The sequence below is a fragment of the Thermococcus henrietii genome (genome assembly GCF_900198835.1).
GTDB classification, from domain to species: domain Archaea; phylum Methanobacteriota_B; class Thermococci; order Thermococcales; family Thermococcaceae; genus Thermococcus; species Thermococcus henrietii.
The window spans coordinates 743,479-770,455 of the sequence record NZ_LT900021.1; the positions used below are offsets into that span (position 1 = coordinate 743,479).

30 protein-coding genes and 1 pseudogene are annotated in these 26,977 nt (G+C 56.5%); 25 read left to right on the plus strand and 6 right to left on the minus strand.

Features of this window, described 5'->3' with window-relative positions; all coding sequences use genetic code 11:
* Positions 1-192 precede the first annotated feature (192 nt).
* The 11 genes and pseudogenes from CS910_RS04195 to CS910_RS11800 all read left to right on the plus strand — a co-directional run bounded on the left by CS910_RS04195 (position 193) and on the right by CS910_RS11800 (position 7,823).
* On the plus strand, positions 193-1,197 hold the full coding sequence (locus tag CS910_RS04195; RefSeq protein WP_099209868.1) for a mevalonate kinase: 1,005 nt from the start codon (positions 193-195) through the stop codon (positions 1,195-1,197).
* Complete coding sequence (locus CS910_RS04200; protein WP_099209869.1) at positions 1,194-1,979, plus strand: isopentenyl phosphate kinase; 786 nt, start codon at positions 1,194-1,196, stop codon at positions 1,977-1,979. The genes CS910_RS04195 and CS910_RS04200 overlap by 4 nt, the downstream gene beginning before the upstream one ends.
* 50 nt (positions 1,980-2,029) lie before the next feature.
* Positions 2,030-2,770, plus strand: a complete 741-nt coding sequence (locus CS910_RS04205; protein ID WP_145955354.1) for a hypothetical protein — start codon at positions 2,030-2,032, stop codon at positions 2,768-2,770.
* Between the two features lie 32 nt (positions 2,771-2,802).
* Entirely contained in the window at positions 2,803-3,921 is a 1,119-nt protein-coding gene (gene fni / locus CS910_RS04210) for a type 2 isopentenyl-diphosphate Delta-isomerase (protein WP_099209871.1), read from the plus strand.
* A gap of 5 nt (positions 3,922-3,926) precedes the next feature.
* Complete coding sequence (locus CS910_RS04215; RefSeq protein WP_099209872.1) at positions 3,927-4,223, plus strand: hypothetical protein; 297 nt, start codon at positions 3,927-3,929, stop codon at positions 4,221-4,223.
* A gap of 86 nt (positions 4,224-4,309) precedes the next feature.
* Positions 4,310-5,653, plus strand: coding sequence for an RNase J family beta-CASP ribonuclease (locus tag CS910_RS04220; protein WP_099212423.1), 1,344 nt, complete (start codon positions 4,310-4,312; stop codon positions 5,651-5,653).
* A 68-nt stretch (positions 5,654-5,721) separates the two neighbouring features.
* The gene (locus tag CS910_RS04225; RefSeq protein WP_099209873.1) at positions 5,722-6,753 is read left to right on the plus strand and encodes a polyprenyl synthetase family protein; all 1,032 of its coding nucleotides are present in this window, start codon (positions 5,722-5,724) and stop codon (positions 6,751-6,753) included.
* Positions 6,753-7,031, plus strand: coding sequence for a hypothetical protein (locus tag CS910_RS12045; RefSeq protein ID WP_223211923.1), 279 nt, complete (start codon positions 6,753-6,755; stop codon positions 7,029-7,031). Before CS910_RS04225 ends, CS910_RS12045 begins: the two co-directional genes overlap by 1 nt.
* A 14-nt stretch (positions 7,032-7,045) precedes the next feature.
* Positions 7,046-7,129: pseudogene (locus tag CS910_RS12235) on the plus strand (hypothetical protein); the annotation flags it as partial.
* A gap of 24 nt (positions 7,130-7,153) precedes the next feature.
* Positions 7,154-7,366, plus strand: coding sequence for a hypothetical protein (locus CS910_RS12145; RefSeq protein ID WP_262926566.1), 213 nt, complete (start codon positions 7,154-7,156; stop codon positions 7,364-7,366).
* Positions 7,367-7,643: 277 nt separating this feature from the next.
* Positions 7,644-7,823, plus strand: coding sequence for a hypothetical protein (locus CS910_RS11800; RefSeq protein ID WP_145955355.1), 180 nt, complete (start codon positions 7,644-7,646; stop codon positions 7,821-7,823).
* A gap of 77 nt (positions 7,824-7,900) precedes the next feature.
* Here CS910_RS11800 and CS910_RS04235 read toward each other — a convergent pair whose 3' ends face one another.
* A complete protein-coding gene (locus CS910_RS04235; protein WP_223211924.1) occupies positions 7,901-8,506 on the minus strand; it encodes a class I SAM-dependent methyltransferase in 606 nt (201 codons plus the stop codon).
* A gap of 497 nt (positions 8,507-9,003) precedes the next feature.
* Between CS910_RS04235 and CS910_RS04245 the strand changes: the two genes are divergently transcribed.
* Positions 9,004-9,237 (plus strand): hypothetical protein, encoded by a 234-nt coding sequence (locus CS910_RS04245; protein ID WP_145955356.1) that lies wholly within the window; start codon positions 9,004-9,006, stop codon positions 9,235-9,237.
* A gap of 15 nt (positions 9,238-9,252) precedes the next feature.
* On the opposite strand, the gene leuS is transcribed toward CS910_RS04245, so the two are convergent.
* Positions 9,253-12,150, minus strand: coding sequence for a leucine--tRNA ligase (gene leuS / locus CS910_RS04250; protein ID WP_099209876.1), 2,898 nt, complete (start codon positions 12,148-12,150; stop codon positions 9,253-9,255).
* A 202-nt stretch (positions 12,151-12,352) separates the two neighbouring features.
* Between leuS and CS910_RS04255 the strand changes: the two genes are divergently transcribed.
* The 5 genes from CS910_RS04255 (at position 12,353) to CS910_RS04270 (ending at position 17,379) form a co-directional block, all read left to right on the plus strand.
* A complete protein-coding gene (locus CS910_RS04255) occupies positions 12,353-12,577 on the plus strand; it encodes a hypothetical protein (protein WP_145955357.1) in 225 nt (74 codons plus the stop codon).
* Between the two features lie 96 nt (positions 12,578-12,673).
* Entirely contained in the window at positions 12,674-12,838 is a 165-nt protein-coding gene (locus tag CS910_RS11975; RefSeq protein ID WP_014011681.1) for a hypothetical protein, read from the plus strand.
* Positions 12,828-14,009, plus strand: a complete 1,182-nt coding sequence (locus CS910_RS04260; protein WP_099209878.1) for an RNA-guided endonuclease InsQ/TnpB family protein — start codon at positions 12,828-12,830, stop codon at positions 14,007-14,009. Before CS910_RS11975 ends, CS910_RS04260 begins: the two co-directional genes overlap by 11 nt.
* Positions 14,010-14,050: 41 nt before the next feature.
* Entirely contained in the window at positions 14,051-14,827 is a 777-nt protein-coding gene (locus tag CS910_RS04265; RefSeq protein WP_099209879.1) for a DUF835 domain-containing protein, read from the plus strand.
* A gap of 71 nt (positions 14,828-14,898) precedes the next feature.
* Positions 14,899-17,379, plus strand: coding sequence for a hypothetical protein (locus CS910_RS04270; RefSeq protein ID WP_145955358.1), 2,481 nt, complete (start codon positions 14,899-14,901; stop codon positions 17,377-17,379).
* Here CS910_RS04270 and CS910_RS04275 read toward each other — a convergent pair.
* Both CS910_RS04275 and CS910_RS04280 read right to left on the minus strand, forming a co-directional pair.
* Complete coding sequence (locus tag CS910_RS04275) at positions 17,376-18,443, minus strand: M24 family metallopeptidase (RefSeq protein ID WP_099209881.1); 1,068 nt, start codon at positions 18,441-18,443, stop codon at positions 17,376-17,378. The genes CS910_RS04270 and CS910_RS04275 overlap by 4 nt on opposite strands.
* Before the next feature lie 32 nt (positions 18,444-18,475).
* Complete coding sequence (locus CS910_RS04280; RefSeq protein ID WP_099209882.1) at positions 18,476-19,105, minus strand: phosphatase PAP2 family protein; 630 nt, start codon at positions 19,103-19,105, stop codon at positions 18,476-18,478.
* A gap of 115 nt (positions 19,106-19,220) precedes the next feature.
* Between CS910_RS04280 and CS910_RS04285 the strand changes: the two genes are divergently transcribed.
* Entirely contained in the window at positions 19,221-19,805 is a 585-nt protein-coding gene (locus CS910_RS04285; protein WP_042692979.1) for a 50S ribosomal protein L15e, read from the plus strand.
* Between the two features lie 8 nt (positions 19,806-19,813).
* Here CS910_RS04285 and CS910_RS04290 read toward each other — a convergent pair whose 3' ends face one another.
* Together CS910_RS04290 and CS910_RS04295 are read right to left on the minus strand one after the other, a co-directional pair.
* Positions 19,814-20,185 carry a type II toxin-antitoxin system VapC family toxin gene (locus tag CS910_RS04290; RefSeq protein ID WP_099209883.1) on the minus strand — a complete coding sequence of 124 codons (372 nt, stop codon included), beginning with the start codon at positions 20,183-20,185 and terminating at the stop codon, positions 19,814-19,816.
* A 1-nt stretch (position 20,186) separates the two neighbouring features.
* Complete coding sequence (locus CS910_RS04295; RefSeq protein ID WP_099209884.1) at positions 20,187-20,417, minus strand: AbrB/MazE/SpoVT family DNA-binding domain-containing protein; 231 nt, start codon at positions 20,415-20,417, stop codon at positions 20,187-20,189.
* A gap of 95 nt (positions 20,418-20,512) precedes the next feature.
* Here CS910_RS04295 and CS910_RS04300 point away from each other — a divergent pair, with 95 nt between their 5' ends.
* The 7 genes from CS910_RS04300 to CS910_RS04330 all read left to right on the plus strand — a co-directional run bounded on the left by CS910_RS04300 (position 20,513) and on the right by CS910_RS04330 (position 26,964).
* Positions 20,513-20,971, plus strand: a complete 459-nt coding sequence (locus CS910_RS04300) for an RNA-binding protein (protein WP_099209885.1) — start codon at positions 20,513-20,515, stop codon at positions 20,969-20,971.
* Positions 20,968-21,612 (plus strand): Ribonuclease P protein component 3, encoded by a 645-nt coding sequence (locus CS910_RS04305; protein WP_099209886.1) that lies wholly within the window; start codon positions 20,968-20,970, stop codon positions 21,610-21,612. The genes CS910_RS04300 and CS910_RS04305 overlap by 4 nt, the downstream gene beginning before the upstream one ends.
* Before the next feature lie 192 nt (positions 21,613-21,804).
* Positions 21,805-22,911 carry a cystathionine gamma-synthase family protein gene (locus CS910_RS04310; protein WP_099209887.1) on the plus strand — a complete coding sequence of 369 codons (1,107 nt, stop codon included), beginning with the start codon at positions 21,805-21,807 and terminating at the stop codon, positions 22,909-22,911.
* Complete coding sequence (locus CS910_RS04315) at positions 22,901-23,956, plus strand: methylenetetrahydrofolate reductase C-terminal domain-containing protein (protein WP_223211925.1); 1,056 nt, start codon at positions 22,901-22,903, stop codon at positions 23,954-23,956. The genes CS910_RS04310 and CS910_RS04315 overlap by 11 nt, the downstream gene beginning before the upstream one ends.
* Positions 23,953-24,882 (plus strand): uroporphyrinogen decarboxylase/cobalamine-independent methonine synthase family protein, encoded by a 930-nt coding sequence (locus CS910_RS04320; RefSeq protein ID WP_099209889.1) that lies wholly within the window; start codon positions 23,953-23,955, stop codon positions 24,880-24,882. Before CS910_RS04315 ends, CS910_RS04320 begins: the two co-directional genes overlap by 4 nt.
* A 1-nt stretch (position 24,883) precedes the next feature.
* Positions 24,884-25,894 (plus strand): methionine synthase, encoded by a 1,011-nt coding sequence (locus tag CS910_RS04325; RefSeq protein WP_099209890.1) that lies wholly within the window; start codon positions 24,884-24,886, stop codon positions 25,892-25,894.
* Positions 25,894-26,964, plus strand: coding sequence for an aspartate kinase (locus CS910_RS04330; RefSeq protein WP_099209891.1), 1,071 nt, complete (start codon positions 25,894-25,896; stop codon positions 26,962-26,964). Before CS910_RS04325 ends, CS910_RS04330 begins: the two co-directional genes overlap by 1 nt.
* Positions 26,965-26,977: the final 13 nt, after the last annotated feature.

A 26,977-nucleotide genomic window follows, 5' to 3' on the forward strand; every position in this document is an offset into this window, starting at 1 on the left:
CATTTTGTTACTATAATCTCGTAGGCATAACCCCGTATAAATTTTACGTCAAAAAGTGTCGCACATCACCGTTATTTTATGATAAGTGTTTAGCTATTCAGAAGTTAAACCGATAATCTTTTACTTTAGCCTTTCAACTTCAAGAGTCCCAAAGTTTTTTAGGGCTTTAGTTTAGACCAATTGGGTGGTGGTATGAGAGTTCTGGCTTCGGCCCCCGCTAAAATTATCCTCTTCGGCGAGCACAGCGTTGTTTACGGTAAACCTGCCATCGCGGCCGCAATAAACCTGAGGACTTACGTATGGGCGGAGTTCAACGAGAGCGGGGCAATAAAGATAGAGGCCAAGGACATACGCGTCCCCGGGTTAACTGTTTCATTCTCAGAGGACGAGATTTACTTCGAGAGCGATTACGGTAAGGCCGCTGAGGTGTTGAGTTACGTCCGCCAGGCAATAGAACTCGTGAAGGAGGAGGCCGATGCAAATGGAAAGGGTATTACAGTCTCGATAACTTCCCAGATTCCTGTTGGAGCTGGCCTCGGCTCCTCGGCAGCGGTTGCGGTTGCCACAATCGGTGCTGTTTCAAAGCTCCTTGGCCTCGAGCTGACCAACGAGGAAATCGGAAAGCTCGGCCACAAGGTTGAACTTCTCGTTCAGGGCGCCTCGAGCGGCATTGACCCAACGGTCTCAGCAATAGGCGGGTTCATTCACTACGAGAAGGGAAACTTCGAGCACCTCCCCTTCACTGAGCTTCCTATAGTCGTTGGTTACACCGGCTCGAGTGGCTCAACAAAGGAGCTCGTCGCGATGGTGAGAAGGACCTACGAGGAGATGCCCGAGATAGTCGAGCCCGTCCTCGTTGCGATGGGCAAGATAGTGGAGAAGGCTCGGGAAGTTCTCCTTTCAGACCTCGATGAAGAGGTCCGCTTCGAGAGGCTTGGAAAGCTGATGAACATCAACCACGGCCTCCTCGATGCACTCGGCGTTTCGACCAAGAAGCTCAGCGAGCTTGTTTATGCAGCCAGAACGGCCGGAGCCTTGGGGGCCAAGATAACTGGGGCCGGTGGCGGTGGCTGTATGTACGCCCTCGCCCCGGAGAAGCAGAGCGAAGTCGCGACGGCCATAACGATAGCAGGTGGAACGCCGATGATAACCGAGATAAGCAGGGAGGGTCTCAGGATAGAGGAGGTGATTCCGTGATAATCGTCAAGGTCGGGGGTAGCGTCTTCAGCGACAAAAAGGGGAAGCCAGAAAACTTCCGTAGGGACGTCGTTGCCCGCATAGCCAGGGAAATCTCGGAGTTCTACCCCGAGAAGAATTTTATAATCGTCCACGGCGGAGGAAGCTTCGGGCACCCGTACGCCAGGAGGTACAGCATAAGGGACGGCATCCCCGACGACTGGAAAACTGCGAGGTTTAGGATGGTGGGCTTTTCGGAGACCCATCAGGCGATGCTCAGGGCCAACTCGGCGTTCATCAGGGAGTTCCTTCAGAGGGGCCTTCCGGCGTTTTCAGTTTCAACCTCCTCGGTTTTCATGACCGAGAACGGTGACGTTGCCTACGGGGACCTTGAGATAATCAAGAGGCTGGTTGAGCTCAGATTTATCCCAGTCCTCTTTGGAGACGTTTCCCTCGACTTGGCCAAGGGCATCGACATTCTCTCCGGTGACCAGATTATAACTTACCTCGCCAAGATGCTCGAGCCCGAGAAGGTTATTTTCCTCATGGACGTTGACGGCGTCTACGACGGCGACCCGGGCGAGGGCAACCTCATCCAAGCCCTCGGCCGGGATGAAATAGAAAGCCTCCTCTCAAAACTCACCTGCTCCGGTGGCGATGTAACGGGGGGAATATGCAACAAGCTGAGGGAAGCCAAGAAGATAGCGAAGCACTCAGAGGTGTGGTTCGTCAACGGGCTCGTTCCAGGCAGGCTGAGCGGGGCCATCAGGGGAGACGGTTTCGGCACGAGGATTGTGCCTTAGCCGGGACGAAATCTTTTTATTTTCCTTTAATATTGGTAACTCTGATAATCATGTTACGTAAGATATTGGCCTTTGTGGTGCTCTTCATCATCGCCCTCTGGGGACTTCAGAAGGCATCTTCCAGTGGCTACCTGAGCGCTTTTGATGCATCTCCCGGAGGCCTGAACCTAAGCGTTAGGTCGGAGAACAACACCGTCACCGTTGAATGGGAGCTCCGGGGTGGAAGCATCGTTAGAGCTCTCGCCGGAGGAAGGGACGCGGTTATTCTGGTTTACCCCGGCTGGGTGGAGAACAACGATTCGTGGCTTGTGCTGGGCGATGTCAGAAACCTGTCCGTGACATTGGGCGGCGGAAACCCGAGGAACCTCACCGTTATCTACTATCCGTTCCAGGTCTCGGCTTCCAACGGGAGCGCTCAGGCCAAATTGAGGGTCTTTGCGGTTCCCGTCGGATTCCCATCAACGGTTCAGTCCGGAAAAATCGAATTTAAACTGGTAACCTACTACGGAACCTGCAACAACGTTACCCTCAATGTGATTTACTTCCACAGCACGGGCAAAGGGGACTACCGGGACCTCGTGCTCCCCCTCTCGGTTGATTTTGGCGAGGAGTTCCCTGTACTCCCGGGTTTCAGGTCGAGGTTTAACCTCACAATCGGAGCATCCGAAATGCCGAACTTCCTCACCTCTGCCGTGAACGCCCATTACCTCGGCAACTGGATTGAGGACCCGAAGGGCTGGCTGGTCGTGAAAACCGTGAACGTCACCGTCTGCCCACCCAAAACCTCTTAACTTTTTCCGCCTTCTCTTCCCCGGTGGTCGTGATGGAGGCTTTTGATAAGGAAGAGCTCACTATCATCAGGAAGTTCGAGCACATAGAGCACTGTCTAAAGCGTAACGTTCAGGCCCACGTGAGCAACGGTTTTGAGGACGTGCACTTCGTCCACATGAGCCTGCCCGAGATTGACAAGGACGAGGTTGATTTGAGCGTCGAGTTCCTCGGGAGGCGCTTTGATTACCCGATTTTCATAGCGGGAATGACCGGTGGAACTAAGGGCTCACAGCTCGCCGGGAGGATAAACAAGACCCTCGCGAAGGCCGCGCAGGAGCTCAACATACCGATGGGCGTCGGCAGTCAGAGGGCGATGATAAGGAAGCCGGAAACCTGGGAGAGCTACTACGTGAGAGACGTCGCTCCAGACGTCTTCCTCGTCGGCAACCTCGGGGCACCGCAGTTCTCCGAAACCATTCCGGAGCGCTACGGCATAGAGGAGGCCCTGAAGGCCGTCGAGACGATTCAGGCGGACGCTTTAGCAATACACATGAACCCACTTCAGGAGAGCGTCCAGCCCGAGGGGGACACGCAGTACAGGGGCGTTCTCAAAGCTCTGGCTGAACTCAAGGCCGAGTTCCCTTATCCAATAATAGCGAAGGAGACCGGCGCGGGGGTTTCTAAGGAAGTCGCGGTCAGGCTTGAGAGCATTGGTATTGACGCCATTGACGTCGGCGGCCTCGGCGGAACGAGCTGGAGCGCCGTTGAATACTACCGCGCAAAGGACGAGCTCGGCAGGAACCTCGCGCTCCGCTTCTGGGACTGGGGGATTAAGACCGCCATAAGCGTCGCCGAGGTTCGCTATTCGACGGACCTGCCGATTATAGCCACCGGCGGAATGCGCGACGGGATAACGATGGCCAAGGCTCTTGCGATGGGCGCGACCTTTGCTGGAGTGGCACTGCCGTTGCTCAAGCCGGCTGTGAAGGGCGACGTCGAGGGCGTCATCAAAATCCTGAGGCGCTACATCGAGGAGATAAGGAACGCGATGTTCCTCGTGGGTGCTAAAAACATCGAGGAGCTCAGAAAGGTTCCGCTCGTTATCACGGGCTTCACGAGGGAGTGGCTGGAGGGGAGGATTGACCTTCCCGGCTATCTGCGCGCCCGGTGAGAGCGGTGAGGAGTCTTCTTTCCCGCACATTTTCCTTCATTGAGGGCTTTCTCATAGTGCTAACGCCCCTGACGGCGGTTGCCGGCATAATCCTCTCCTTCCTGGCCTCTCTGTTCATGACGTGGGAGCCCGGAAAAGACGGGCCGGCTTTTCTGCTCGGGGCCGTATCGGGCTCGGCCGTTGCCATCTCGCTCTGGGGAAGGGGCTGGTTCTCACTCTGGGGTTCCCTGGGGCTGATTCCTCTGGCTTTCGTCCTGGCGGTTTTTGCCGGGTCGGTGCTCTCGCTGAAGTCGCCGAGATGATGCACACCTTTTTAAACCCTCGTTCAGAGTAATGCCCAACGCAGCCCCGCGCCTCAGGAGGGGCCCGGGGCGGGAGGATGATTGACATGATAAAGGTCTACACAATCAGCGGTTACGAGGAAGTCGGCAAGAACATGACGGCCGTTGGCTACTCCGACGGCAGAAGGGAGGAAGTCGTGATAATCGACATGGGCATAATGCTCGACAGGGTGATGATTCACGAGGACACGAGCATTCAGAAGTTCTCCGACAAGGAACTCCAGAAGCTCGGCGCGATTCCCGACGATAGAATCCTGTGGAAGAGCCGGAACAAGAAGGTCGTCGCGATTACGCTCACCCACGGTCACCTTGACCACATCGGCGCTATAGCCAAGCTCGCCCCGCATTACCCTGACACGCCCGTTTACGGGACGCCCTACACGATTAAGCTCGCCAAGGGCGAGGTCAAGAGCGAGGAGTACTTCGAGGTCAAGAACCCGATGTACGAGACGAACTACGGCGAGATAGTCCAGGTGAGCGAGAACCTCGCGATTGAGTTCATTCGCATGACCCACTCGATTCCTCAGGCTTCCATGGTGGCGATACACACCCCGGAAGGCGTCGTTCTCCACACCGGCGACTTCAAGTTCGACAACAACAACCCGCTCGGCGAGAGACCCGACTACAAGCGCCTGAAGGAGCTCGGGAAGGAGGGCGTCAAGGTTCTCATCGCCGAATCCACGCGCGTCGCGGAGCCGACGAAGACGCCGAGCGAGGCCGTAGCTCAGATGCTCCTCGAGGACTTCTTCCTCTACGAGGGCATGGACGAGAAGGGATTGATAGCAACGACCTTTGCAAGCCACATCTTCCGCCTTCAGGAGCTGATATGGATAGCCAACAGGATGGGCAGGCAGGCCGTTTTGGTTGGTCGCTCCTTGGCAAAGTACACGGGCATAGCGAAACAGCTCGGCCTCATAAAGATGAAGGGAGCAAGAGCCGTCAGGAGCCCCAACGCCGTCAGGAAGGTCCTCAAGGAGGTCTCGGGGGCGAGGGAGAACTACCTCCTCATCGTTACAGGCCATCAGGGCGAGCCCGGAGCCGTTCTCACCAGGATGGCGGACGGCGAGCTCTACGACATCGGCAAGGACGACACCGTCGTCTTTTCAGCTGGAACGATACCGAACCCGCTCAACTACGCCCAGCGCTACAAGCTAGAAACGAAGCTCAGGATGAAGGGTGTCAGGATGATTAAGGACCTCCACGTTTCCGGCCACGCGAGCAGGGAGGACCACCGCTACCTGATAAGGATGCTCAACCCCGAGAACATCGTCCCGGCCCACGGCGAGTTTAGGATGCTCACCCACTACGCCGAGCTGGCCGAGGAAGAGGGCTACATGATTGGAAAGGACGTCTTTGTGTCGAGGAACGGCTACATCGTTGAGATTCCATGAAGGGCAAAGCTGATAAAGACTTGCCCTATTTTTCCTTTGATTGCTTTCATCACTCACGGGGTGGTAACATGGGGAAGTATGATGAACTCTTCAGCAGGGTTAAAACCAAGGCTAAGGTCGTCGACGAGAAAATCTTCGAGCTCATCCCTGAGAGGGAGCCCAAGAACCTCTACGATGCCGCGCGCCACTATCCGCTCGCCGGTGGCAAGAGGGTTCGCCCCTTCGTCGTTCTCCGGGCAACTGAGGCCGTTGGCGGCGACCCTGAGAAGGCGCTCTATCCAGCGGCCGCGGTTGAGTTTATTCACAACTACTCCCTCGTCCACGACGACATAATGGACATGGACGAGTTGAGGCGCGGAAGGCCGACAGTCCACAAGGTCTGGGGCGTCAACATGGCCATTCTCGCCGGCGATTTGTTGTTCTCAAAGGCCTTCGAAGCGGTAGCCCGGGCTGAGGTAAGCCCCGAGAAGAAGGCGAGAATCCTTGAGGTTCTCGTGAAGACATCAAACGAGCTCTGCGAGGGTCAAGCTTTGGACATAGAGTTCGAGATGAGGGACGAGGTAACGGTTGACGAGTACCTCAGGATGATAAGCGGGAAGACAGGGGCGCTCTTCGACGGCTCGGCAACGATAGGTGCAATCGTCGGGACTGACAACGAGGAGTACATCCAGGCCCTCTCGAAGTGGGGAAGGAACGTGGGAATAGCCTTCCAGATATGGGACGACGTTCTTGATTTGATTGCCGACGAGGAAAAGCTTGGAAAGCCCGTCGGAAGCGACATAAGGAAGGGCAAGAAGACGCTCATAGTCAGCCACTTCTTCCAGCACGCGAACGAGGAGGACAAGGCGGAGTTCATGAAGGTCTTTGGAAAATACGCGGGAGACGCCAAGGGAGATGCTCTCATTCACGACGATAAGGTGAAGGAGGAAGTTGCCAAGGCCATCGAGCTCCTCAAGAAGTACGGTAGCATCGATTACGCCGCTCAGTACGCCAAGAACCTCGTGAAGGAAGCCAACGAGGCGCTCAAGGTTCTCCCCGAGAGCGAGGCGAGGAAAGACCTTGAACTCCTCGCCGAGTTCCTGGTGGAGAGAGAGTTTTGATGGGAGAGTTCCGGCTCTCCGATTATTCCTCTGACTTCCTTACCCTCTCCCTTCTGCTCCTCATAGGTTCTGCCTTTACGGTTCCATGGGTTGAAGTTTCGGTAAGCTCGCTCTGGGATTTTGTCTACTATCTCATCCTTCCCTGGGTCGTCGTAATACCTTTTCACGAGGGCCTTCACGCGCTCGTTGCCAAGCTCTTCGGTGCGAGGGGGAGGTTCGGCGTCACAACCTTTGGAAGCTCGTCATCGCGCTCTACACTGCAGTTGAAACACCCCTAACCTCGAAACGCTTTATCGCCGTTACCCTTGCGCCGCTTTCCTTATCTCTCATCGCGCTCGCCCTCGCGTGGCTACTCCGCTCAGACTTCTGGGCTCTCGTTTACATCTTCAACACCGCGGGAATGGCGGTGGACTTCATCGTTACCCTCGCGCTCCTCGGACTTTCCCCAGACACGGAAGTAGTTGACCGCGGCGAGGCGCTCGTTTCCAGCTCGGGCACGCTGGAGCCTTATCCCCTGTGGGTTTCAAAGGCCCTTAGGGTTGTCCTCCTCGCGGTTCTGCTCGCAATCATCGCCCGCGCCCGAGTCGAGGTCGTTGTGGAGAACAGTCCGTAGATACTTTTAAATAGGTGAACATTCATACTTTGCTTGGTGGGGAATATGCGCGACGTCCAGAAAGTTGCTGGATTGTCCCTTTTGATAGTGCTCTTGTCGTTTTTGGCAGGCTTCCTTCTCGGGATTGATGCTGGAGGGCTCCTTCCGCTTGCACTCTACTTAATCAGGACTCCTGCTGGGCTCACTTTTCGTTGCATTCGTTGCCTTCCGGCTTGGCGTTGGGCCGAGAGAGCTCGCAAAAACGGCTTTAATAGCTGTTCCGGTCGCTCTCGTTGCTGTGTTGGCGCTGATAAGGCTCGTGGCTTCCTTCGTTGAAGCGCCGGCGTCGGGCCCCACCGAGAGCGATGGGTTTATGGTAGTTCTGCTCTTCCTCCTGCTCCCGGCCGTTCTGCTGGGCCTTCTCGGGAGTCTTTTTGAGCTTTCCTTGTGGAGGCGGGACGGCAACCTCTCGGCCTGATGTTTCTGGTTTTCTCTTTTCAGCGCTTTGCAATCAGCCACCCGACCGGAGGATGCTCCGCCCCGGCCTTCCACTTTTCAAAGGGCTTCCTCCCATCTTCTCAAAAGCTCGGCGCGCTTCTCCTCGTCTTCTATCCTCTCCACGTACTCCCTGGGAATGTAGGCGAGATAGTGAGGTAGCTTGGGCTCGAAGGTCCCGCTCTCGATTACCCTCCCTCCTGCCCGCTCAACGAGCTCCTTGAGCCTCTCAAGCGTCGGGTAGTGAAGGTCGTCCCTCTCGCCGAACAGCGCCTCGAAGAGTTCCTCGCGAAGATTGTAGAGTTCGAGGTGCGCCCTCTGTCGCTCGTTGTTCGCCACAGGGAGGCTCTCCGCGATGAATACCCGCTCCGAGACCCGGAGCATCTCCGAGATGACCTTAACCATCGTTTCCTCGCTCTTCAGGCTCCGTATTCCGTGGACGAGAACCGCCAGGTCAAAAGCTCTGAAAGGAAACGGCAACTCCCGCGCGTCGAGTTTGAGGGGGATTATCCTGTACTTTACGCCGGCCGACGACGTTATCTCCTCAAAGAAGCGCCAGCGGGAGCGGTCAACCGCAACGACACGGCCGGTTTCACCGACGAGATAAGCGAGGGGAACGGTGGTTAGTGCGTGCGCACCACAGCCGACGAAACTTTGCCTGCGCAAAGTTTCATCAAAGTTGGCATTCCTATTCTGAAGAGGCGCTAATGTTGTGAGGTTTCAAGTTTCAAAGGCCATAGAGCATGGTTTTACTGCGAATACAACGCCCGAAGGGCGTTAAAAAGAGCTAAAACCTAATGAAATTTCGCTTTCTTCTTTAAACCCCTTTTCTTGCCCGGTTTGTCAAGACATGTAAACTTTGTGGTGGCAGTTAGTGAGTTGAATACTTTTGGTCAAACTTTTCTCCAGAAAAGTTTGCTCGGTATAAAGCCAATCAGAAGGTAAAGGTGGCTCGTTCCGGGGCGAGATTTTTGAAAGAACTTCTCTCTTAAACGTTTCCTCGCTAACGGGCATGGACAACACCGAAAAGGGCTAAAGACGCTCTCTTTAAGGCGTTTTCGGAGAAAAGGTTTTATAAGTTGGGGGTGAACTGATAGCAGGGCTAGATTTTAGTATGTAACAAAAAAGAAGGATTATAAGGAGTTCTTCTTAGGATAGTTATGGTGATTAAGATGAATGAAGTGCTAATGAAATCGGGCATATTGATACCGATAGTGGAGGCCTTTAGAAGCATTAAAGATACTTTAACTGAAACTTTGCCTAATCCCTTTGGGATGATTCTATTTGTTCTCATAGCGATATTTTTCGTGATTATCCTATTTAATGTGGGTACGAATGTTCTCTTGATATTAAAACAAATTTTAAACCAGCAAGGGGATAAATTTCCAAGAAGATAAAGAGAAGCCAAAGCATCACTCCACGTAAACCGCCGGCTTCAACGGCATTGCCTGCTTCTTCTTTCCTCCTTTGTCCTCCTCGGGGTTGATTATCAGCTTGACGCCAAGCTCCTTCTCTATGAAGTCCTTGGCTTCCCTCAGCGCCTTTTCCTCATCTATCCTCTTGACCTCGAAGGCCCTCTCCTTGATGAGCCTCTGTATCAGCTTGCTTATCTCCTTGCCGTGCTTCCTCATCTCCGGGTCCTTCATAAGCTCGGCCATCGCCGACTTGAAGTCCCTCTTCTCGGCAACGACCTCAACGACCTTCCACTTCCACTCGGGGGCTGTGTAGACGTAAACCCTGCTCGGGTTCTCTATCTTCGCAACGCGGATTATCTCCTTGACGTCCTCAATGAAGGCCTTGACGAATTCCTCTTCCGCCTCTACCGTCTCGTCCCACCACCCGGGGACGGGCTCGGGCCAGGGAGCGAGGCTAACGAAGCCCTCTCCGCCCAGCTTCTCCCAGAGCTCCTCGCTGATGTGTGGCGTAAACGGCGCCATGAGCCTGACCCAGACGTCGGCGAGCTTTCTCAATACAAAGCGCTTGGCCTTGTCGTCTCTTCCCTCAGTTCTGCGCATGTACCAGCGCAGGTCGTTGAGGACCGTGTAGAACGCCCACTGGACGGCGGTTCTCGTCCTGAACTCCTCAAGGGCCTTAGTGGTTCCCTCGATGGCCTTGTTAAGGCGGTGGAGCATCCAGCGGTCGATGTTCTTGAGCTCGGTCTCCTCGGCCTCGTAGCCTGAGAACTCGCTTATCAGCTCGTAGAAGCGCTCGACCTGCCTGCGGAGCTTTCCGACCTCCTTCCTGCGCCAGTCGAAGTCGCTGTCGTGCTCGGCAAGTCCCATTATGTAGAGCCTGACAACATCTGCCCCGTTCTCCTCGATTGCGTCAATGAAGTTCAGCACGTTGCCCTTGCTCTTGCTCATCTTCTGTCCCTCGAGCGTTCCGAAGCCGTTTACGGCTATTCCCTTCGGCCAGTGCTTTCTCTTGAATATCGCCGTGTGGTTGAAGATGAAGAACGTCAGGTGGTTCGGGATGAGGTCCTTAGCTGAACAGCGCCAGTCGAGCGGGTACCAGTACTCGAACTCCTCTTTCATCTCGTGGATTGTTTCAGCCGGAATTCCGGTCTTCTCCTCGAGCTCCTTCTCGCGCTCCTCGCTGAAGTCCTCGCGGAAGATGTAGTCAAAGAACTCCCTCGTGAGCTTCTCGGGGTCGAGCTTGCCCTCCTCACGGAGCTTGTTTATGTGCCTGCTTATCGTGTAGTAGGCCATGTAGATGGTCGAGTCGCTCAGGCTCTCGATGACCCACTCAGGGTCCCAGGGCAGGGGTGTTCCAAGGCCGACCTTTCTCGCGCAGGCCTTCTTGTCGAGCCAGTCTATTACAGCCTCGAACTGCGCGCGCCTGCTCTCCGGGTAAATCGTCATGCTGGCGAGCGCTTCCCTTGCTTTCTCCTTCCACTCGGGGTTTCCGTAGTCGATGAACCACTGGTCGTGGATTATCTTGATGACGGCCTGGTTGCCGAAGCGCGAGATGACGGGCTTCTCCGCGAACTCGTACATTATCTCGGCAATGCCCTTCTCCATCAGCTCCTTGGCTATGAGGTCTTTTACCTCCTGGACCGGCTTGCCCGCGTAGGGCTCAATCTTAAAGCGCCCCTTGTGGTACTCGGCCTTGTAGATGTTCTTGGTAGCTTCTTCGAGCTTTTCTTTGTCCTTCTGGCTCTTCACGCCGAGCCTCTCGACTTCCTCAACGGCCGGGAACTCACCGTAGCCTTCGAGCTCTATCAGCGAGATGTAGGTGATGTCCTCCAAGACGCGCGGGTCGATGTCAAACTTGAGGAGCAGTTCAGTTTCCTTCTTCAGGTCTTCAAGGGCTATGTGGTCGAAGGGGGCGTGAGCGGGAACGCTCATGACTACTCCAGTCGCGTTGTCGGGGTCAACGAACTCCGCCGGCAGAATGATGACCTCGTCGCCCGTTACCGGGTTCTTCACGTACTTGCCGATGAGCTTCTCGCCCTTGAACTCCTCGATGACCTCTATCTCTCTATCCTGGAAGGAGAGCTTGTAGGCCGCTTCCTTGCTGATTATCCAGGTCTCTTCCCGGTCACCGCGCCTGACTTTGGCTTTGACGTAGGTGGCGTTGGGGTTCAGCCACATGTTGGTTACCCCATAGACAGTCTCGGGCCTCAGCGTCGCGGCCGGGAGGTAGATTTTCTCCCCGTTCTCCTCCAGGATGAACTTGATTATCACGTATTCGAGAATCTGGACGTCCTCACCCTCCATTATGTCGTGGTCGCCGAGGGGAGTTCCAACAACGGGGTCCCAGCGGACGCGGTGAGCGCCCTTAACGACCAGCCCCATGTCCTTGAGCGTCCAGAACTGCCACTCTATGAACTTGCTGAAGGGCGGGAAGAGGCTCGTTGTGTGGAACTCGCGCGTCCAGTCCACGCTGAAGCCGGCCCTTATGAAGGTCTCCTTAGCGGCCTTCATGAAGTATTTAACGATTTCCTTTGGGTCCTCGAACTTCCAGAGAATATCCTCGGGCACCTTGTAGACGTCGCGGTAGATGTGTATGGTCTTCGGGTCGCGGTTCTTTATGCGCTCGGCGATTCCGACTATCGGCGCGCCGGTGATGTGCCACGCCATCGGAAACAGCACGTTGTAGCCCTGCATCCTCTTGAAGCGCGCTATGACGTCGGGAATCGTGTAGGTCCTCGCGTGGCCGACGTGGAGGTGGCCCGAGAGATAGGGAAAGGCGACGGTTATGTAGAACTTCTTCTCCTTGGGCTTCGCGTTTCTGTCGGGTTCAAAAACCCTCTCCTCAAGCCAGCGCTTCTGCCACTTCTCCTCAATGGCCTTGAAGTCCACTTTCATGTCCAAAACCTCCTCAAGGTTTTTCCAAAAGAGCGGGAGTCCAGAATAGGGGGGTTATCGATGAAATCAGGCACCGATGTGATTCCAGCGGAGAAGACACTCCCCCCTCATCGGCATCGGTGCGAGTAACGGCTTTGGGTATTTAAGGTTTTTGGGCTTTTTGGCGGGAAACGTTAAATAGGCCCGCGTGATATCCAACCACATGAGGGGGTTTTTGGACGCCGAGGTTCTCATGCTCGCGGTCAGCCTCGCAACGTTCGGCTATCTGACGCTTCGCGCCCTTTGGGAGAAGTCCAGAACGCTTTTTTCGGCCTCCGCCGGTTGGGCGTTCCTCTGCGTTCACGTTGTCCTGAGGATACTCGGCCACCCCTCCCTCGCCGAGGTGTTTCTGTACTTTTTCGCCCTTGGGCTGTTTCTTAGTTGGTAACTTTCGTAATTTTTTTTAACTTTCGTAATTTTTGTTGATTTTTGTTAGCACAATGTTTAAATATCCCACTTAGTATTTCTTTAGTGGTGGTTAATAATGCCTAAGGCTACTTTTGTCATCAGTGAAGAAACCCTCCAAGAGTTCAAAAAACTCGCCAAAAAACGCTACGGGGACAAGAGGGGAGTCTTAAGCGTTGCAATTGAAGAGGCAATCAAGGATTGGATTAAGAAAACAAAAAAGGAGCTGGAAAATGCCGAGTGAAACAATCAAACTCACTACCAAATTCAAGCTCAAAGAAACACCCGAAGGGTTAGATGGCCTCTTCCAAACTTATCGTGAAATCGTGAATTTCCTCATCACTTACGCTTCTGAGAACAACATCACCAGCTTTTACCGGCTGAAAAAAGAAACTTACAAGAGCCTTCGCAAGGAGTACCCAGAACTCCCAAGCCATTATCTCTACACGGCTTGCCAAATGGCGACGGCAATCTTCAAGAGCTTTAGGAAGCGGAGAAAGAAGGGGAAAGCTAAGGGAAAGCCTGTTTTTAAGAGGGAAGTCATAATGCTCGACGACCACCTGTTCAAACTCGACTTGGAGAAGGGAACCGTAAAACTCACCACTCCAAGCGGGAGGATTCAATTAGAGTTTTACCCCGCCAGATACCACGAGAAGTTCAAGGACTGGAAGGTTGGCCAAGCATGGCTGGTTAGAACGCCGAAAGGAACTTTCATCAACGTTGTTTTCTCGAAAGAGGTTAAAGTTAGCGAGCCTAAAGCTTTTGTTGGAGTTGATTTGAACGAGAATAACGTTACTCTCTCCCTTCCAAACGGTGAATTCGTTCAAATCATCACTCACGAGCGAGAGATTAGGACTGGCTATTTCGTAAAGAGAAGGAGAATACAGGGGAAAATCAGGGCTGGAAAGAGGAGGAGAGAACTCCTCGAAAAATACGGGTTAAGGGAGAGGAACAGGCTGAACGACTTGTATCACAAACTGGCGAATAAAATCGTTGAGCTGGCGGAAAAATATGGTGGGATTGCTTTAGAGGATTTAACGGAAATCAGGGAGTCAATCAGGTATTCGGCTGAGATGAATGGTCGCCTCCACAGGTGGAGTTTTAGGAAGCTTCAAAGCATTATCGAATATAAGGCTAAACTGAGGGGAGTTAAGGTTGTTTTTGTGAATCCCGCTTTTACTTCCTCCCTGTGCCCGGTATGTGGGGGGAAGTTAAGCCCGAATGGGCACAGGGTTTTGAAGTGTTCGAATTGTGGGTTTGAGGCCGACCGTGATGTGGTTGGGAGTTGGAATATTCGTTTGAAAGCCTTGAAGATGTGGGGAGTTTCCGTTCCCCCCGAAAGCCTCACGATGAAGACAGGAGTGGGGAAGGTTATCCGCTACGATTGGTTCACAAGTTCCAAAAGTAGCGGATAACCAGAACGGTTTCCCTCTACGTAGTTCTCCTCGTCATCGAGATGCACCCCTCTAAGACGTCCCTCTTCGCCCTCTACCTACTTGTTCCCGTCTCTCACGTGGTCTATCGCATCATCGAGGTTCTGGGCTACAAAGTTCCCAAGGGTGTCGGCGGGATAGCGAGCGACTCCAGGGTCATGCTCCTGATAACTGCGTACGTGGCGTATCGCGTCTTCAAGCGTCCTTGGCTTTCTCTTTCAATGATTCCGGTGGCAGTTGTTTTTCTCGGCTACAAGGTTCTAAGGGGAACTTTCTTGGGTCTCTCACTCATGGCCGTTGGTGCCGTCGTTTTCTCGATTGCGACGATTCGTGTTACCCGCGAGGGGCTCTTCAAGGGTGGGAAGGCTCCGGAAGTCGAAACGAAGGGGCTCGTGCTCGTTGAAGGGAGAAAGCTAAAGTCCATCCTCGATAAGTACCATGATTCGCCCGTCCTGCTCCTCACCCGTGAGGAAGGCGAATTTCCGGAGAACTGGTCTGTGTTCCGAGTTTCAGCGGTTCCCTTCGAGAACTCCATCCCTCCAACGGCTCTTGAAAAGATAAGGCACGTGATAGTTCAGTATCTCCTGGAGGCAAAGAAGAGCGGGTCCCGGGGACTCGTGGTAATTGACTGCCTCGATTTTCTGCTCCTCTACAACGATAAACTCGCGGTGTTGAAGTTCCTCGGGGATGTACGGGACCATGCGATGGTAAACGACGGAGTGGTATTCGTGGGCCTCAGCGAGTCAGTAGACGAGCACACGAGGCGGCTCATTGAAAAGCTGAGCGATGAAAAGCTGTAGCACAACCCTTTTATACGTCGTGCCTTTGTACCTTCTGGTGGGATGTTATGAGAAAATTCGCGGTGCTCTTGATGATTATTCTCATGACTCTGCAAAGTGTTAACGCGTGGGTGCTCGTCGAACGGGCCCAGCCTGGCAACGGGACTGTCGTGCTCTCAGTTTCTGCAGGGTACTCGTGCAGTGCACAGCGGGGCTGTTCTCCGCTCCGTCCCCTCTACGTTCTCTACAACGGAACTTCCTTCAGGATGTTGCCAGCGTCCGTTGAGGGTTTTTCAATCGTCGGCTACATCAACGGGAGCTGGATTCTCCTCGGCGGCAACGAGCGCAGGTACTGCCTCGCCTACAACGGCAGCGGCTTTAAGGTCCTGTTCTCCGTGAAAACAATTGATTATATGCCCGTGTGGGTAAAGGTGCTTGGAAAAAGGCTCTACGTCTACGTTGAGCGCCTTCCCAACGCCACGAGGGGAACCGCAGTCACTTCCATCTATAAAGTTTCCCTGAACGGGAGTTCTACGTTTCTGGGAAGCGTCGAGGGCGAACCGAGCGGGATAGCATTTAGGGATTTCCTCTTCGTGCGGACCGTTCCGTTGAGATTCACCTGGCGCCGCTACAACTACTACGTCTTTTCCAATGGAAGTTTTCGGTGGCTTGCAAGCGGAAAGGTGTGGCTCGACTACTTCAACGGCACCCTCCTGCTCCTGGAGTGGGGAAGAACCGAGCTCAATGAAACGCTAATCAACGCCCTCGGCTTCAGAGTGGATGCCCTGAAGGTCAAGACCCCAGAGATGAGCCTCGGCTGGAACGGGACCTGGTACATCTACCCGGACACGACCTCCGCGCTCAGCGAGGCCCTCTTCAAAGGGCGCCCCCTGAGACTCTACTCTCCCAACGGCTCCCTCCTCGGCGAGTACTACGTCTCGGCTCCTGGAGCCGGCGAGGCCTACGTCGCGAACCCGAGTGGCTTCGTGAAGCTTGAGGGCCTCTCGTGGTACACCGACAGGAACACCGGTGAGTGGTTGCCCCTCTCCGGCTACGAGAGCTTCGGGTGGCCCGTTGCGTTTGATGGGAGGCACGTCTACCTGTACTGGAACGGCACCCTCCACATCTGGGAGAGGGGCACTGACGAGATGCGCTCGCTCAAGGTTGGAAAGCCCTACCTCCAGCTGACGCCGGCTGGGAGCTTTCTCCTGCTCTACAGGGGTGAGATGGGCGCTGACGGCGGTGCGTCAAACGCCCTCTACGTGTACTCCAACGGCTCACTGAGGAGCGTTCTCGACCAGCTCGAGGGCCTGTTCAGCTCGAACGAGAGTGCACCCGGAGCCGAGGTTACCGCCCTCTTCTCAAATGGCACCTCGGCGTTCGTTGCCATCCAGATTGGGAACGGCACTTACCTCTACACTTTCAACGGCACATTTAGGTACGTTGGTCCCTATTACCCGGTCTCGTGGATGGGTGTTGCCCTGCTCGAGGGCAGGGACGGCTACTACGTCTTCAACGGGAGCTGTGTTAAACCCGTGGGGCTCAACATCTACCGGGCAGCCGGAAGGTACGTCCTCGTTAATGATGGGGGCAAGAACTGGACCCTTTACTTTTACAACGGCGGCTTCCTAAGGCTCGGCTCCTTTAGGGGATGGGTCTACTTCCGCCCGGCACCCGGCGGGGTTCTCCTGCGGAACAACGAAACGTACTACCTGGCAATCAACGGACGGCTGTACCGGCTCCCCCTGCGCCATGACGTGGAGCACTACGTTTCCGTCGCCTGCAACTCCAGCGGGGAAACCTGTTTCATCGCCTACAACTTCGAGCCGAGGCCTGGATTCTTCAACGCCACCCTCTACCTCTGGAAGCCCGGCGAGCTCAAGAAAGCCGGAACGGTCAACGGCCGTACGGAGGTCCTCGGCCTCACGCCCTCCGGCTGGGTTCTCAGGTCTTCTCACTTCGGGAACGAGACCGCGACGGCTTACCTCTACGACGGCCGACTGAGACCGATAATCGAGACAGACTTGTTAACGGAAGCGTACGTTGTTGGGAACTACCTCGTGGTTTCGAACCTCAGCCTCCCCGTGCGTCCGGAGCAGATAGTCTACCTCATGAAGAACGGCGTTGAGTACGTTGGAACCTTCGAGTCAAACGGAACTTCGTACCTCTCGGTGGACGGCAGACTTCTGATAGGCGATAACGGACGGATTCTCATCGTGCCGGGGAATGTGACGGTGCCAATCAACGGGACCGTGTACCACATGGTGCACTTAAAGGACGGGGTGATGATAAGCACGGATTTCAGCCTGTACCTCTATCAAAACGGACGGCTCATCAAGTACAGTTTGCCGGGGAAGCGTCCCGTTGAGGGAGTCCCTCTCTGCAGGAAAACCGAGAAATGGAATAACGGAGGAACCGAAACCTGGCCTGCTGAAACCACGACACAGTCGTTCGAAAAACCCGCAGAGCCTGCACCTTCGACCAGCGGAACCGGCGGGACTCCGTGGGGTGTTCTCTCTGTTGCGGCGATTGTCACAGCCGTGGTGCTCTTTGTGCTCTGGAGGAGGCGCTAAACCGAAATCAGCTCCCGCTCGGCCTTCGTCAGCCTCCTTCCTTTTCCCTCCACGACCACGTCGTCCTCTATGCGAACCCCTCCAAGCCCCGGGACGTAGATTCCGGGCTCTATCGTAAAGGTCATTCCGTTCTCGAGGGCGACCTCTCCGTCGGGCCCGATGTAGGGCTCCTCGTGGACATCCAAGCCCAACCCGTGGCCGGTTCTGTGGGTGAAGTACTTCCCGTAGCCGGCCTCCTCTATGGTTCTCCTCGCGGTTCCGTCGATTTCCTTCGCCTTCACGCCCTCCCTGACAGCCTGGAATGCCCTCTCCTGCGCCTCCCAAACAACCTCGTAAATCTTTACAAGCCTCTCGTCGGGCTCGCCGAGGGCTATCGTTCTCGTTATGTCGGAGCAGTAGCCCTTCCACCTCGCCCCGTAGTCGAGTATCACCACCTCACCCTTCCTCAGCTTCCTCTCGCCCGGCTCGTGGTGGGGATTGGCGCCGTTCTCACCGGAAGCGACTATCGGCTCGAAGGAAATCCCATCCGAGCGCTCCCTTATCGCGAGCTCTATCTTTAAAGCCAGTTCTCTCTCGGTCATCCCAACCAAATCCCAGCTCAGAATTTCCTCGAAGACCTCATCAACGACCTTCGCCGCTTTCTCCATGAGCCTTATCTCCTCTGGGTCCTTCCTCATCCTGAGCTCCCTAATCACAACGCTCAGAGGATAGGGCCTCATCCGGACGGTTCTGTTAATCTCTATGAGCCAGTCGGCGCGCATCGTGTTCTCGATGAGGATTTTGCCGTCGCTTATGCCGAGCTCGTGAGCAATCGTCGCGAGCTTCGCGTAGGGGTTCTCGCCATCGCGCCAGAAGGTAACGGGCACGTCACTCAGGACGTTCTCGTAGAGGCTCGGAACGAGGAGGTGAAACTCCCCGTCGGCGTTTAAAGCCAGAATCGTCGGCCTTTCACCGGCCTCGTGGATTCTGATTCCGGTCAGGTAGTAGAAGTTCGAGCCCGGACTGACGAGAGCTCCATCAAATCCCCTCTCCTTCATCAGCTTTGCGAGCTTTCCGATTCTCATACCACCACCGGGGTTTATTTTTCCTGCCCGCCTTAAACCCTTTTCTCAACCCCCACCGCGACGAGAGCCACGAGGAAGCCCGCTACCGCGTCCCAGACCCAGTGTTCACCGAGGAGAACCGTTGAGGTGGGAACGAGCGCGAGGAAAACTGCGAGCGGGACGGTTTCCCTCCTCTTAACTTCCAGAACTGAGAGCAGGCCGATGAAGGCCAGCGTGCAGTGAGGAGAGGGGAGAACGAACTCGGGTCGAGCGGTCCAGTCGTTGGGCGCGTAGCGCTCCGGGAGAGTGTAAACGACGTGGGGCGCGTGGACGTGGAATACCAGAAAGGATAGGGCCAGAATTCCGAAGCCGAGGGCGAACCTGACGGCGAGTCTCTTCGCCCGCTCCGGGTCGGCGAATGTGAAGTAGAGGGCCGGGAGCCAGAAGCTACCCGCGAAGCCGGCCTTATAAACCGCCCTCATGAGCGCGTGGAGGTGATGATGAGAGACCGTCCAGCTCACGAGGGAGTATTCGAAGTGATAGGACGTCAGTGGCAGGTGGAGGAGGAAACGGGTAACGTCGGCGCTCCAGCGCCCGATGAATGGATAAATTAAGGCGTAGGCGTCCCAGGAGAGGTAGACCGCGAGGAAGAGGAGGATGAGCCTCAACCGTTTTCCCGTCATCGACGTTAGTCCTCCGCAACCCTTAAAAACCAACCCTCGAAACTCGACCGACTAGGCGGGTTCGCCCGCGGGATGTTCCGCTCTGCGGAGAACCACAAACGTGGGAGGGAGAAAGATGGGAATGTACAAGTACATAAGGGAAGCCTGGAAGAGCCCCAAGAAGAGCTACGTGGGAGAGCTCCTCAAGAAGAGGATGGTTAAGTGGAGGAGAGAGCCGGTCGTCGTCCGCGTCGAGAGGCCCACGAGGCTTGACCGCGCTCGCTCGCTCGGCTACCAGGCCAAGCAGGGCTACGTCGTCGTTCGCGTTAGGGTCAGGCGTGGCGGCAGGAAGAGGCCCAGGTGGAAGGGCGGAAGGAAGCCGAGCAAGATGGGTATGGTCAAGTACTCGCCGAAGAAGAGCCTCCAGTGGATAGCCGAGGAGAAGGCCGCGAGAAAGTTCCCGAACCTTGAGGTCCTCAACTCCTACTGGGTCGGCGAGGACGGAATGTACAAGTGGTTCGAGGTCATAATGGTTGACCCGCACCACCCGGTCATAAAGAGCGACCCGAAGATAGCCTGGATTGCCCTCAAGCCCCACAAGGGTAGGGTCTTCCGTGGTCTCACCAGCGCCGGCAAGAAGGGCCGTGGCCTGAGGAACAAGGGTAAGGGCGCCGAGAAGGTCAGGCCCAGCGTGAGGGCCAACAAGGGCAAGACCAAGTGATTTCCCCTCTATTCTTCTTCTGGCTTTTCGAGCTTTATCCTCTTGATTCCGAGCTTGTCGAAGGCCTTATCCGAGCTGATTATCACTCCTCCGCACTTCGCCGCATGAACTGCATCGAAGGGATTAAGATTGTGCTCCTTCATGTAGTACGCCGCCCGGAGGTAGTCCTCGTTTTCCTCCTCGATTATCGCCATCACAGCCGCCAGAAGCCTGAGGGGGTCGAGATTGAACCTTTTTGAGAGTATCAAAAGCTCGAGGAAGGTTGCCTCCGAGGTCGTTATCTCCCCTTTATATTTTTCGTAAAGCTTTCTGGCGTTCTCCTTCAGCCAGTCGTTGGGTTTAAGAAGTGCAAGGAAAAAATCCGTGTCCGCGTAGACCATTTCACCCACCCGCGAGCTTCTCCGCCTCTTTCAGGATTTCCCTTCTCAGCTCTTCGAGGGAAACGTCCGGGAGCTTCTTCCCGAGTTCCTCAAGCTCTCCCAGCGGGTCTTCCGGCTTGGGCACTATGAGAATTCCCTCCTCCACCCTGACAAGGTAAACCTCGCCCGAAATGTCCTTCCTGAGCTCCTTGGGTATGTAGAGCCTCCCCCTTGAGTCCACTCTGGCCAGCATTTTCCCACCATAGGGGTTTGGGTGGGAACATACTTATGGCTTTCCCCCACTCACATTTTTAAATCCCTCCGCCAAAGGAGTTCGGGTGGGAGAAGATGACGCTCAGGGCGCACCACGTCAGGCTTACAACCTTCATTCACGCGACCGAGGACGAGGACAAGGTCTTAGAGGCGATAGGGACGTTCATTCCCGAGGAGATAGACGATGAAGACGTTCACTTTGATGTTGAGGAAACCACGGGCTTCTTCGGCAACCCGATTAAGGTCGTCAACGTCGAGATAAAAAGGAGCAAAGCGGTGAGGGCGTTCCTCAAGCACTTCAGGGAGCTCCTCGACGAGAACGCGAGGCGCTACATCCTTGAGAACCTCGACGAGAAGGTTGACGACGAGGGAACGCTCTACGTCCGCTTCAACAAGCAGAAGGCCTACCTCGGTGAGGTAGAGGTTGACGAGGGAGGCGACACGATTCGGGTTAAGATAAAGGTCAAGGCCTTCCCGATGAAGAAAGAGGCCGTTGTGAAGGCCGTGAGGGAGTGGCTGGAGGAGAAGGAATGAGCGAGAGGGACTACTTCGTCGAGATGGACGTCAGGAGCACGGAGGCCTACGAGTTAGCTAATGAGTGGTTCGACGAGGTAGTCTTTACCAAAAAGCTCGTCCTCGACAATGAGCCGGACTGGGACTCACTGAAGGAAGAAGTTAGGGAGCTTCGAAAGACCTACGGAAAGGTTGCACTCCTGCTCGTAACTAAGAAGCCGAGCCTGATAAGGGCCTTCAGGGCCAGGAACCTCAAAGCTTTGCTCTATGTTCAGGGAGGCGACATGAGGGTCAACAGAATGGCAATCGAGGCAAAGGTTGACGCCCTGATAAGCCCCTGGCTCGGGAGGAAGGACTACGGCTTCGACCACACGCTGGCTGGAATGGCAGGCAGGAGGGGCGTAGCAATTGGCTTCTCGCTCTCACCCCTTTTGAGGGCGAATCCCTACGAGAGGGCACTAACACTCCGCTTCATGGCCAAGGTCTGGGAGCTCGTCAGGAAGTATCGCGTTCCGCGCTTCATCACGAGCTCCGCCGAGAGCAGGTGGGAGGTTCGCGGGCCGAGGGACTTGATGAGCCTCGGGATAAACATCGGAATGGAGATTCCAGAGGCGAGGGCGAGCCTGAACTTCCACCCGCGTTCAATTCTCTCGCACCTTTGACGCATTTTAGCATTTCTCCCGGAAACTGCACCAATTTTTTAACAGGTTTGTGTTGAAAAACGTCTCATTTTAAAGGCTTTTCAGGCCTTAAATGTAACCACTCAAAGTTGTATAACTAGAGAGAATATTTAATACCAAAAAATATGTCGAAAATTATATAAACGCCGGCTTCCAGCCACCAACGGTGGTGACATGAGACCCCTCCACGAGCCGGTGTACATCACTGTCGCCTTCGCGCAGTACGGCGAGGCCGGGAAATCGGACCGGGGATTCGACCTGAAGTATAGCAGGGAGGAGAACCCGACCGTCAGGGTGCTTGAAAGGAACCTCTCGGCCCTCGAGGGCGGGAGGGAGGCTTTGGCCTTCAACAGCGGCATGGCGGCGATAGGCTGTCTCTACCTCTCACAGCTCTCCGCCGGGGACGAGGTGGTCCTGCCGATGGAGGCCTACGGAACGACGGTTCAGCTCGCCGAGGAGCTGGAGAAGTTCGGGGTGAGCGTTAAGCTCGCCTACCCGAGCGCCGAATCCATCGTCGAGGCGATTGGAGGAGGGACTTCCCTCGTGCTCCTTGAAACGGTGACCAACCCGACGCTCAAGGTGATAGACGTCCCGGAGGTCGTGAAGAGGGCGAGGGAGGTCGGGGCGAGGGTCGTCGTGGACAACACGTTTTCCCCGCTCGTCTTCCGTCCCCTCAAGGCCGGGGCCGATGCGGTGGTTCACAGCCTCACCAAGTACATCGCCGGCCACAACGACGTTCTCGGCGGGGCCGTAATCCTCGGGGACCTCGACGTTTCAGGGCTCTGGCACTGGAGGCGGAGGCTCGGCTCGATAATCCAGCCCGTCGAGGCGTGGCTCGTCTGGAGGGGCATGAAGACCCTTGAACTCCGCTTTGAGAGGCAGAGCAGGAGCGCCCTCGCTATAGCGGAGTTCCTGAGCGAGCATCCGAAGGTTAAGAACGTGCACTACCCGGGGCTGAGGGACGACCCCCACCACGAGACCGCGCGCAGGCTCTTTGAGAGGGACCTCTACGGCGGCGTCGTCAGCTTCGAGCACGCCGGGGGTAAATCCGGGGCCTTAAGCTTCCTCCGTTCGCTGAGGAGAATCTTCCCGTCGCCTTCCCTCGGGGGCGTAGAGAGCATAGCCTCCTACCCGGCGAAGAGCGCCGCGAAAGTGATGCCGCCCGAGAGGAGGAGGCTCCTCGGAATCACGGACGGCCTGATACGCCTCTCTGTCGGCCTTGAGGACGAGGACGAACTAATCGAGGACCTCGACAGGGCCCTGGGGGGTGGTGGCGATTAGGGTCTACTCCTGCCCCAAGAGGCTTCTCAACGGGCCCTGCGGCGGGGCTCTTGAGGGTGCCTGCGAGGTGGACGGGAGGCACTGTCCGTGGACCGGCCTGATAGAGCGCGTTCCACTGGAACCGTGGATGCTCTTTGAGGAGCACCCCCTGCTCGCGGAGCTTGAGGGGCTCGTCGAGTCCGACTCGGTGCCGAGGAGTTCCGCTTTCTGGAGAAAGCTCACGAGGGGGAAGGCCTTCACCGTCGAGTTCCCTGTGAAGGTAGTCCGCTCCAGCGAGGACCTCCTCCGGGTTCTCCGGACGCTTGAGGCCGACCTCGTGACGGTTCCGGACAATCCCCTCGGCTACCCCCACTTTGACCCCGTGGCCTTCGCGACGAGGCTGAAGGACGTTGGCGTGAGGGCCGGCGTCATGCCCCACGTGACCGCGAAGGACAGGAACCTCTCGGCACTCGCCTCAGAGCTCAGGACCGCACAGCTCTTCGGCTTCGAGGCCGTGCTTCTGACGACCGGGGACTGGCCCGGGCTCTCGATGCCGAGCAGGCCGGTCTTCGACCTCGACTCCCCGAACCTACTCAGGCTTGCGAGGCTCGTATTCGCCGGCGTGATGCCGCCGGGTCAGAGGGTTCAGGTCGAGAGCCGCCCGAGGGTTGCTGGGACTATGAACCCACATTACCGGCCGGGGGTGGAGGCTAGGAGAACAATCAGAAAGATTGTGGCCGGAGCGGAGGTCCTCTTCACCCAGGTGGTTGCGAGGCGGGAGAGCGTCCTCTCAATCCGAGAGGTACTGATGGAGGTTGAAGAGAAGACCAGGGCGGAGGTCCCGGTCGTCGTCTCGCTGCTCTACCCCCTGGGGGACGAGCTCAAGCCCTTCCTCGAGCGGATGGGCATACCAACGGGGGATGAGGGCTTCGGAGAGCTCCTCGAGGAAGTGAAATCCCTCGACGCGAAGGGCGGCGTTAACCTGATTCTACTCGCTGAAACCCTCGGGGAGTGGCTCTCTCTGTGGGAGGAGGTGAAAGAACTCGTGAGGGAGGTGTTTGGATGATAGTTCCGGCTCTAATAGGCAGCCTTCCAAGGCCTGTTTCGCTGGCCAAGAAGATTGAGCAGTATTCAATGGGAAGACTGAGCGAGGAAAAGCTCGAAGAGGCCTACCGGGAGCACACGAAGCGGGCGTTCGTGAAGCTGAGAGAGGCGGGTATAAGGGTAATCACCGATGGCCTCTACCGCTGGGACGACGTATTCAACCCGCTGATAAGGTTCATAGACGGGGTGGAGGTCAACGGCCTCTTCAAGTTCTACGAGAACAACTTCTTCTACCGCTCCCCCGTGGTTAAGGGAGAGCTCTCGCTGAGGGAGAACCCAATTCCAGAGTGGCTCAACATCGCGCTCGAGATAAAGGAGGAGGTCTACCCAGGAGCGACGCTAAAGGCTGTTCTGCCGGGCCCGGTCACGCTGGCATACCACTCCATAAACGAGGCCTACGGGAGCCTCGACGAGCTGGCGGAGGCCTACACCGGCGTTCTGGCGGAGCTCATGAAGGACATTCCCGTCGGTCTCGTGGAGCTCCAGGAGCCGGCCTTAGCCGCGGAGCTCTCGAGGGCCACGAGGGAGACGAGCGACGCCGTTTCGCCGGAGACCGCGAAGAGGCTCATAGAGGACCTCGCGAGGGTGAAGGAGCTCTGGGTGGTAACGTACTTCGGCACCCCGAAGGTTCTCCCGGACGGCGTAATCATGAACTTCGACCTCGTCGAGGGCTCGGTTCCGGAGAAATACTCCGGAAGGCCCGGTCTCGGGATAGTGAACGTGAGGGAGACTAAGATGGAGAGGCGCGACAGGCTCGTGGACAGGCTCAGGCCATTCCTGAGGAGGTACAGGGATCTCTACATCACTCCGAACACGCTCCTCGACTTCCTCCCGGAGAGCGTCGCGTGGAGGAAACTGAAGCTCCTTGGAAGGCTCGGGGGTGAGTGAGGTGGAGCTTCCAATCCTTCCCACAAGCGTCATAGGGAGCTATCCAAAACCGAGGTGGCTCCTGCGGGCGTACAACCTCTACTCCCTGGGCAGGCTTCCGGAGGAGGACTTCCAGGAGGCCGTAAGGGACGCGAGCGTGGCCGTCCTGAGGGAGCACGAGAGGGCTGGTATAGACATCCCCTGGGACGGCGAGATGGGCAGGAGCGAGATGACCGAGCACTTCACAGCGAAGATAAAGGGCTTCCGCTTCTACGGCCCGGTGAGGGTGTGGGGCAACGCCTACTTCAACAAGGCGGCGGCCGTTTCAAAGCTCGAGTACAGCGAGCCCCTCGTGCTCGACGAGTTCCTGTGGGTTAAGGCCAACACGACCCGTGGGGTGGTGAAGGTTCCGGTAACGGGCCCCTACACCATAGCCGAGTGGAGCTTCAACGAGTATTACCCGAGCAAGGAGGAGCTCGCCTTTGAGCTGGCCAAAATCCTCAACAGGGAGTTCAAGCTCCTCGAGAAAGAAGGAGCGAACTTCATCCAGCTCGACGAGCCCGCGATGCTCAACCACCCGGACGAGGTTCCCATAGCGGTGGAGACCATCAACAGGGCGGTGAAGGGGGTCCGGGTGAAGTTCGGCCTCCACGTCTGCTACTCCAACTACCACCTCCTCGCCGACTACTTCGACGAGCTGAAGGTTTCCCAGTTCGCCCTCGAGTTCGCCAACAGGAACTTCCGCGACATGGACTTCCTCAAAAAGCTTACCCACGGGGAGCTCGGCTTCGGTGCCGTGGATGTTCACAACCCGCGCGTCGAGAACCCGGAGGAGGTCGCGAGGGCGATAAGGAAGGTGACGAACTACGTCGAGCCGGAGAGGCTCTACGTCAACCCGGACTGCGGCCTAAAGCTCCTCGACAGGAGGATAGCCTACGGGAAGCTCGTGAACCTCGTTAAGGGCGTTGAAATCGTCAGGAAGGAGCTCGCGAGGGAAGGAAAGGAGACCATACCATTCAGGAGGTCTGTCTGATGCTCTGCCCCGGGAGGAGGTTCGTCGTCAAGTTTGGCGGGAGCTCTGTCAGGGACCACTTCGACTCGGCGGTCTCCTTTGCCAGCCGGCTCTGGGACGCCGGAGAAGTCGCCGTCGTCGTCTCGGCAATAAAAGGGGTTACCGACGCCCTGCTGAGGCTCGCAGAGACCGGGGACGGCATCGAGGGCATAGAAGCGCTCCACAGGGACTTCGCGCTCAGGCACGGCCTCGACCCCTCAATCTTTTCACACCTCCTCAGAGAGCTCGAGAGGAGTATTGAGTCAAGGGCATCGTTTCCGTCCGAAAGGGCCTTCGGGGACCACGTCGTTTCGTTCGGCGAACTGCTGTCGGCGAGGGCCTTCGCCGAGGCCCTGTCCGCGAGGGGAGTCCCCGTCGTGCTCTTCGACCCGTGGGAGGTCATAGCGACCGACGGCAACTTCGGGAACGCGGAGGTCAACCTCAGGGAGACGCTGAGGGGGAGCGCCCCCGTCAGGGAGGCCATCGAGGGAGGCTTCGTGGCCGTTGTTCCGGGCTTCATAGGCGGCTACCTTGACCTCAGGACGACCCTCGGGAGGAACGGGAGCGACTACACGGCCGCGGTCCTCGGGGAGGCCATCGGCGCAGACGCCGTTCTGATAATGGGGGGTGTCGATGGAGTCTACACCGCTGACCCGAGGAGGGTTCTCTTCGCGAGGCCGGTGCCCTTCATCTCGCGGAAGAGAGTGAAGGTGGCCTCGCTCCTCGGTATGAATGCCCTTCATCCAAAGGCCACCGAGTTCGGGGTCCCAATCCTCATAGGCAGGACCGACGACTGGGTCTTCTCGACCGTCGTCGGTGAAGCGGACTCGGGGACGCCGGTAATCACCCACAGGAGGGAGGGGGAGCTCTTCAGGGTCTCTGTGGTGGGCGTTGACTCGGTTCCCGGCTACGAGGGCGAGAGCCGGGAGTTCAACGGCGTTAGAGTGGTCTCCTTCTGGGTCGAGCGCTACTCCCTCGGGGGCTTCCTCAACTCTCTCCACTGGGCCCTCTTCGGGAGGCGTAGAACGGCGCCCCTCGCGGTGGTCTCATGATGACCATTTCTTC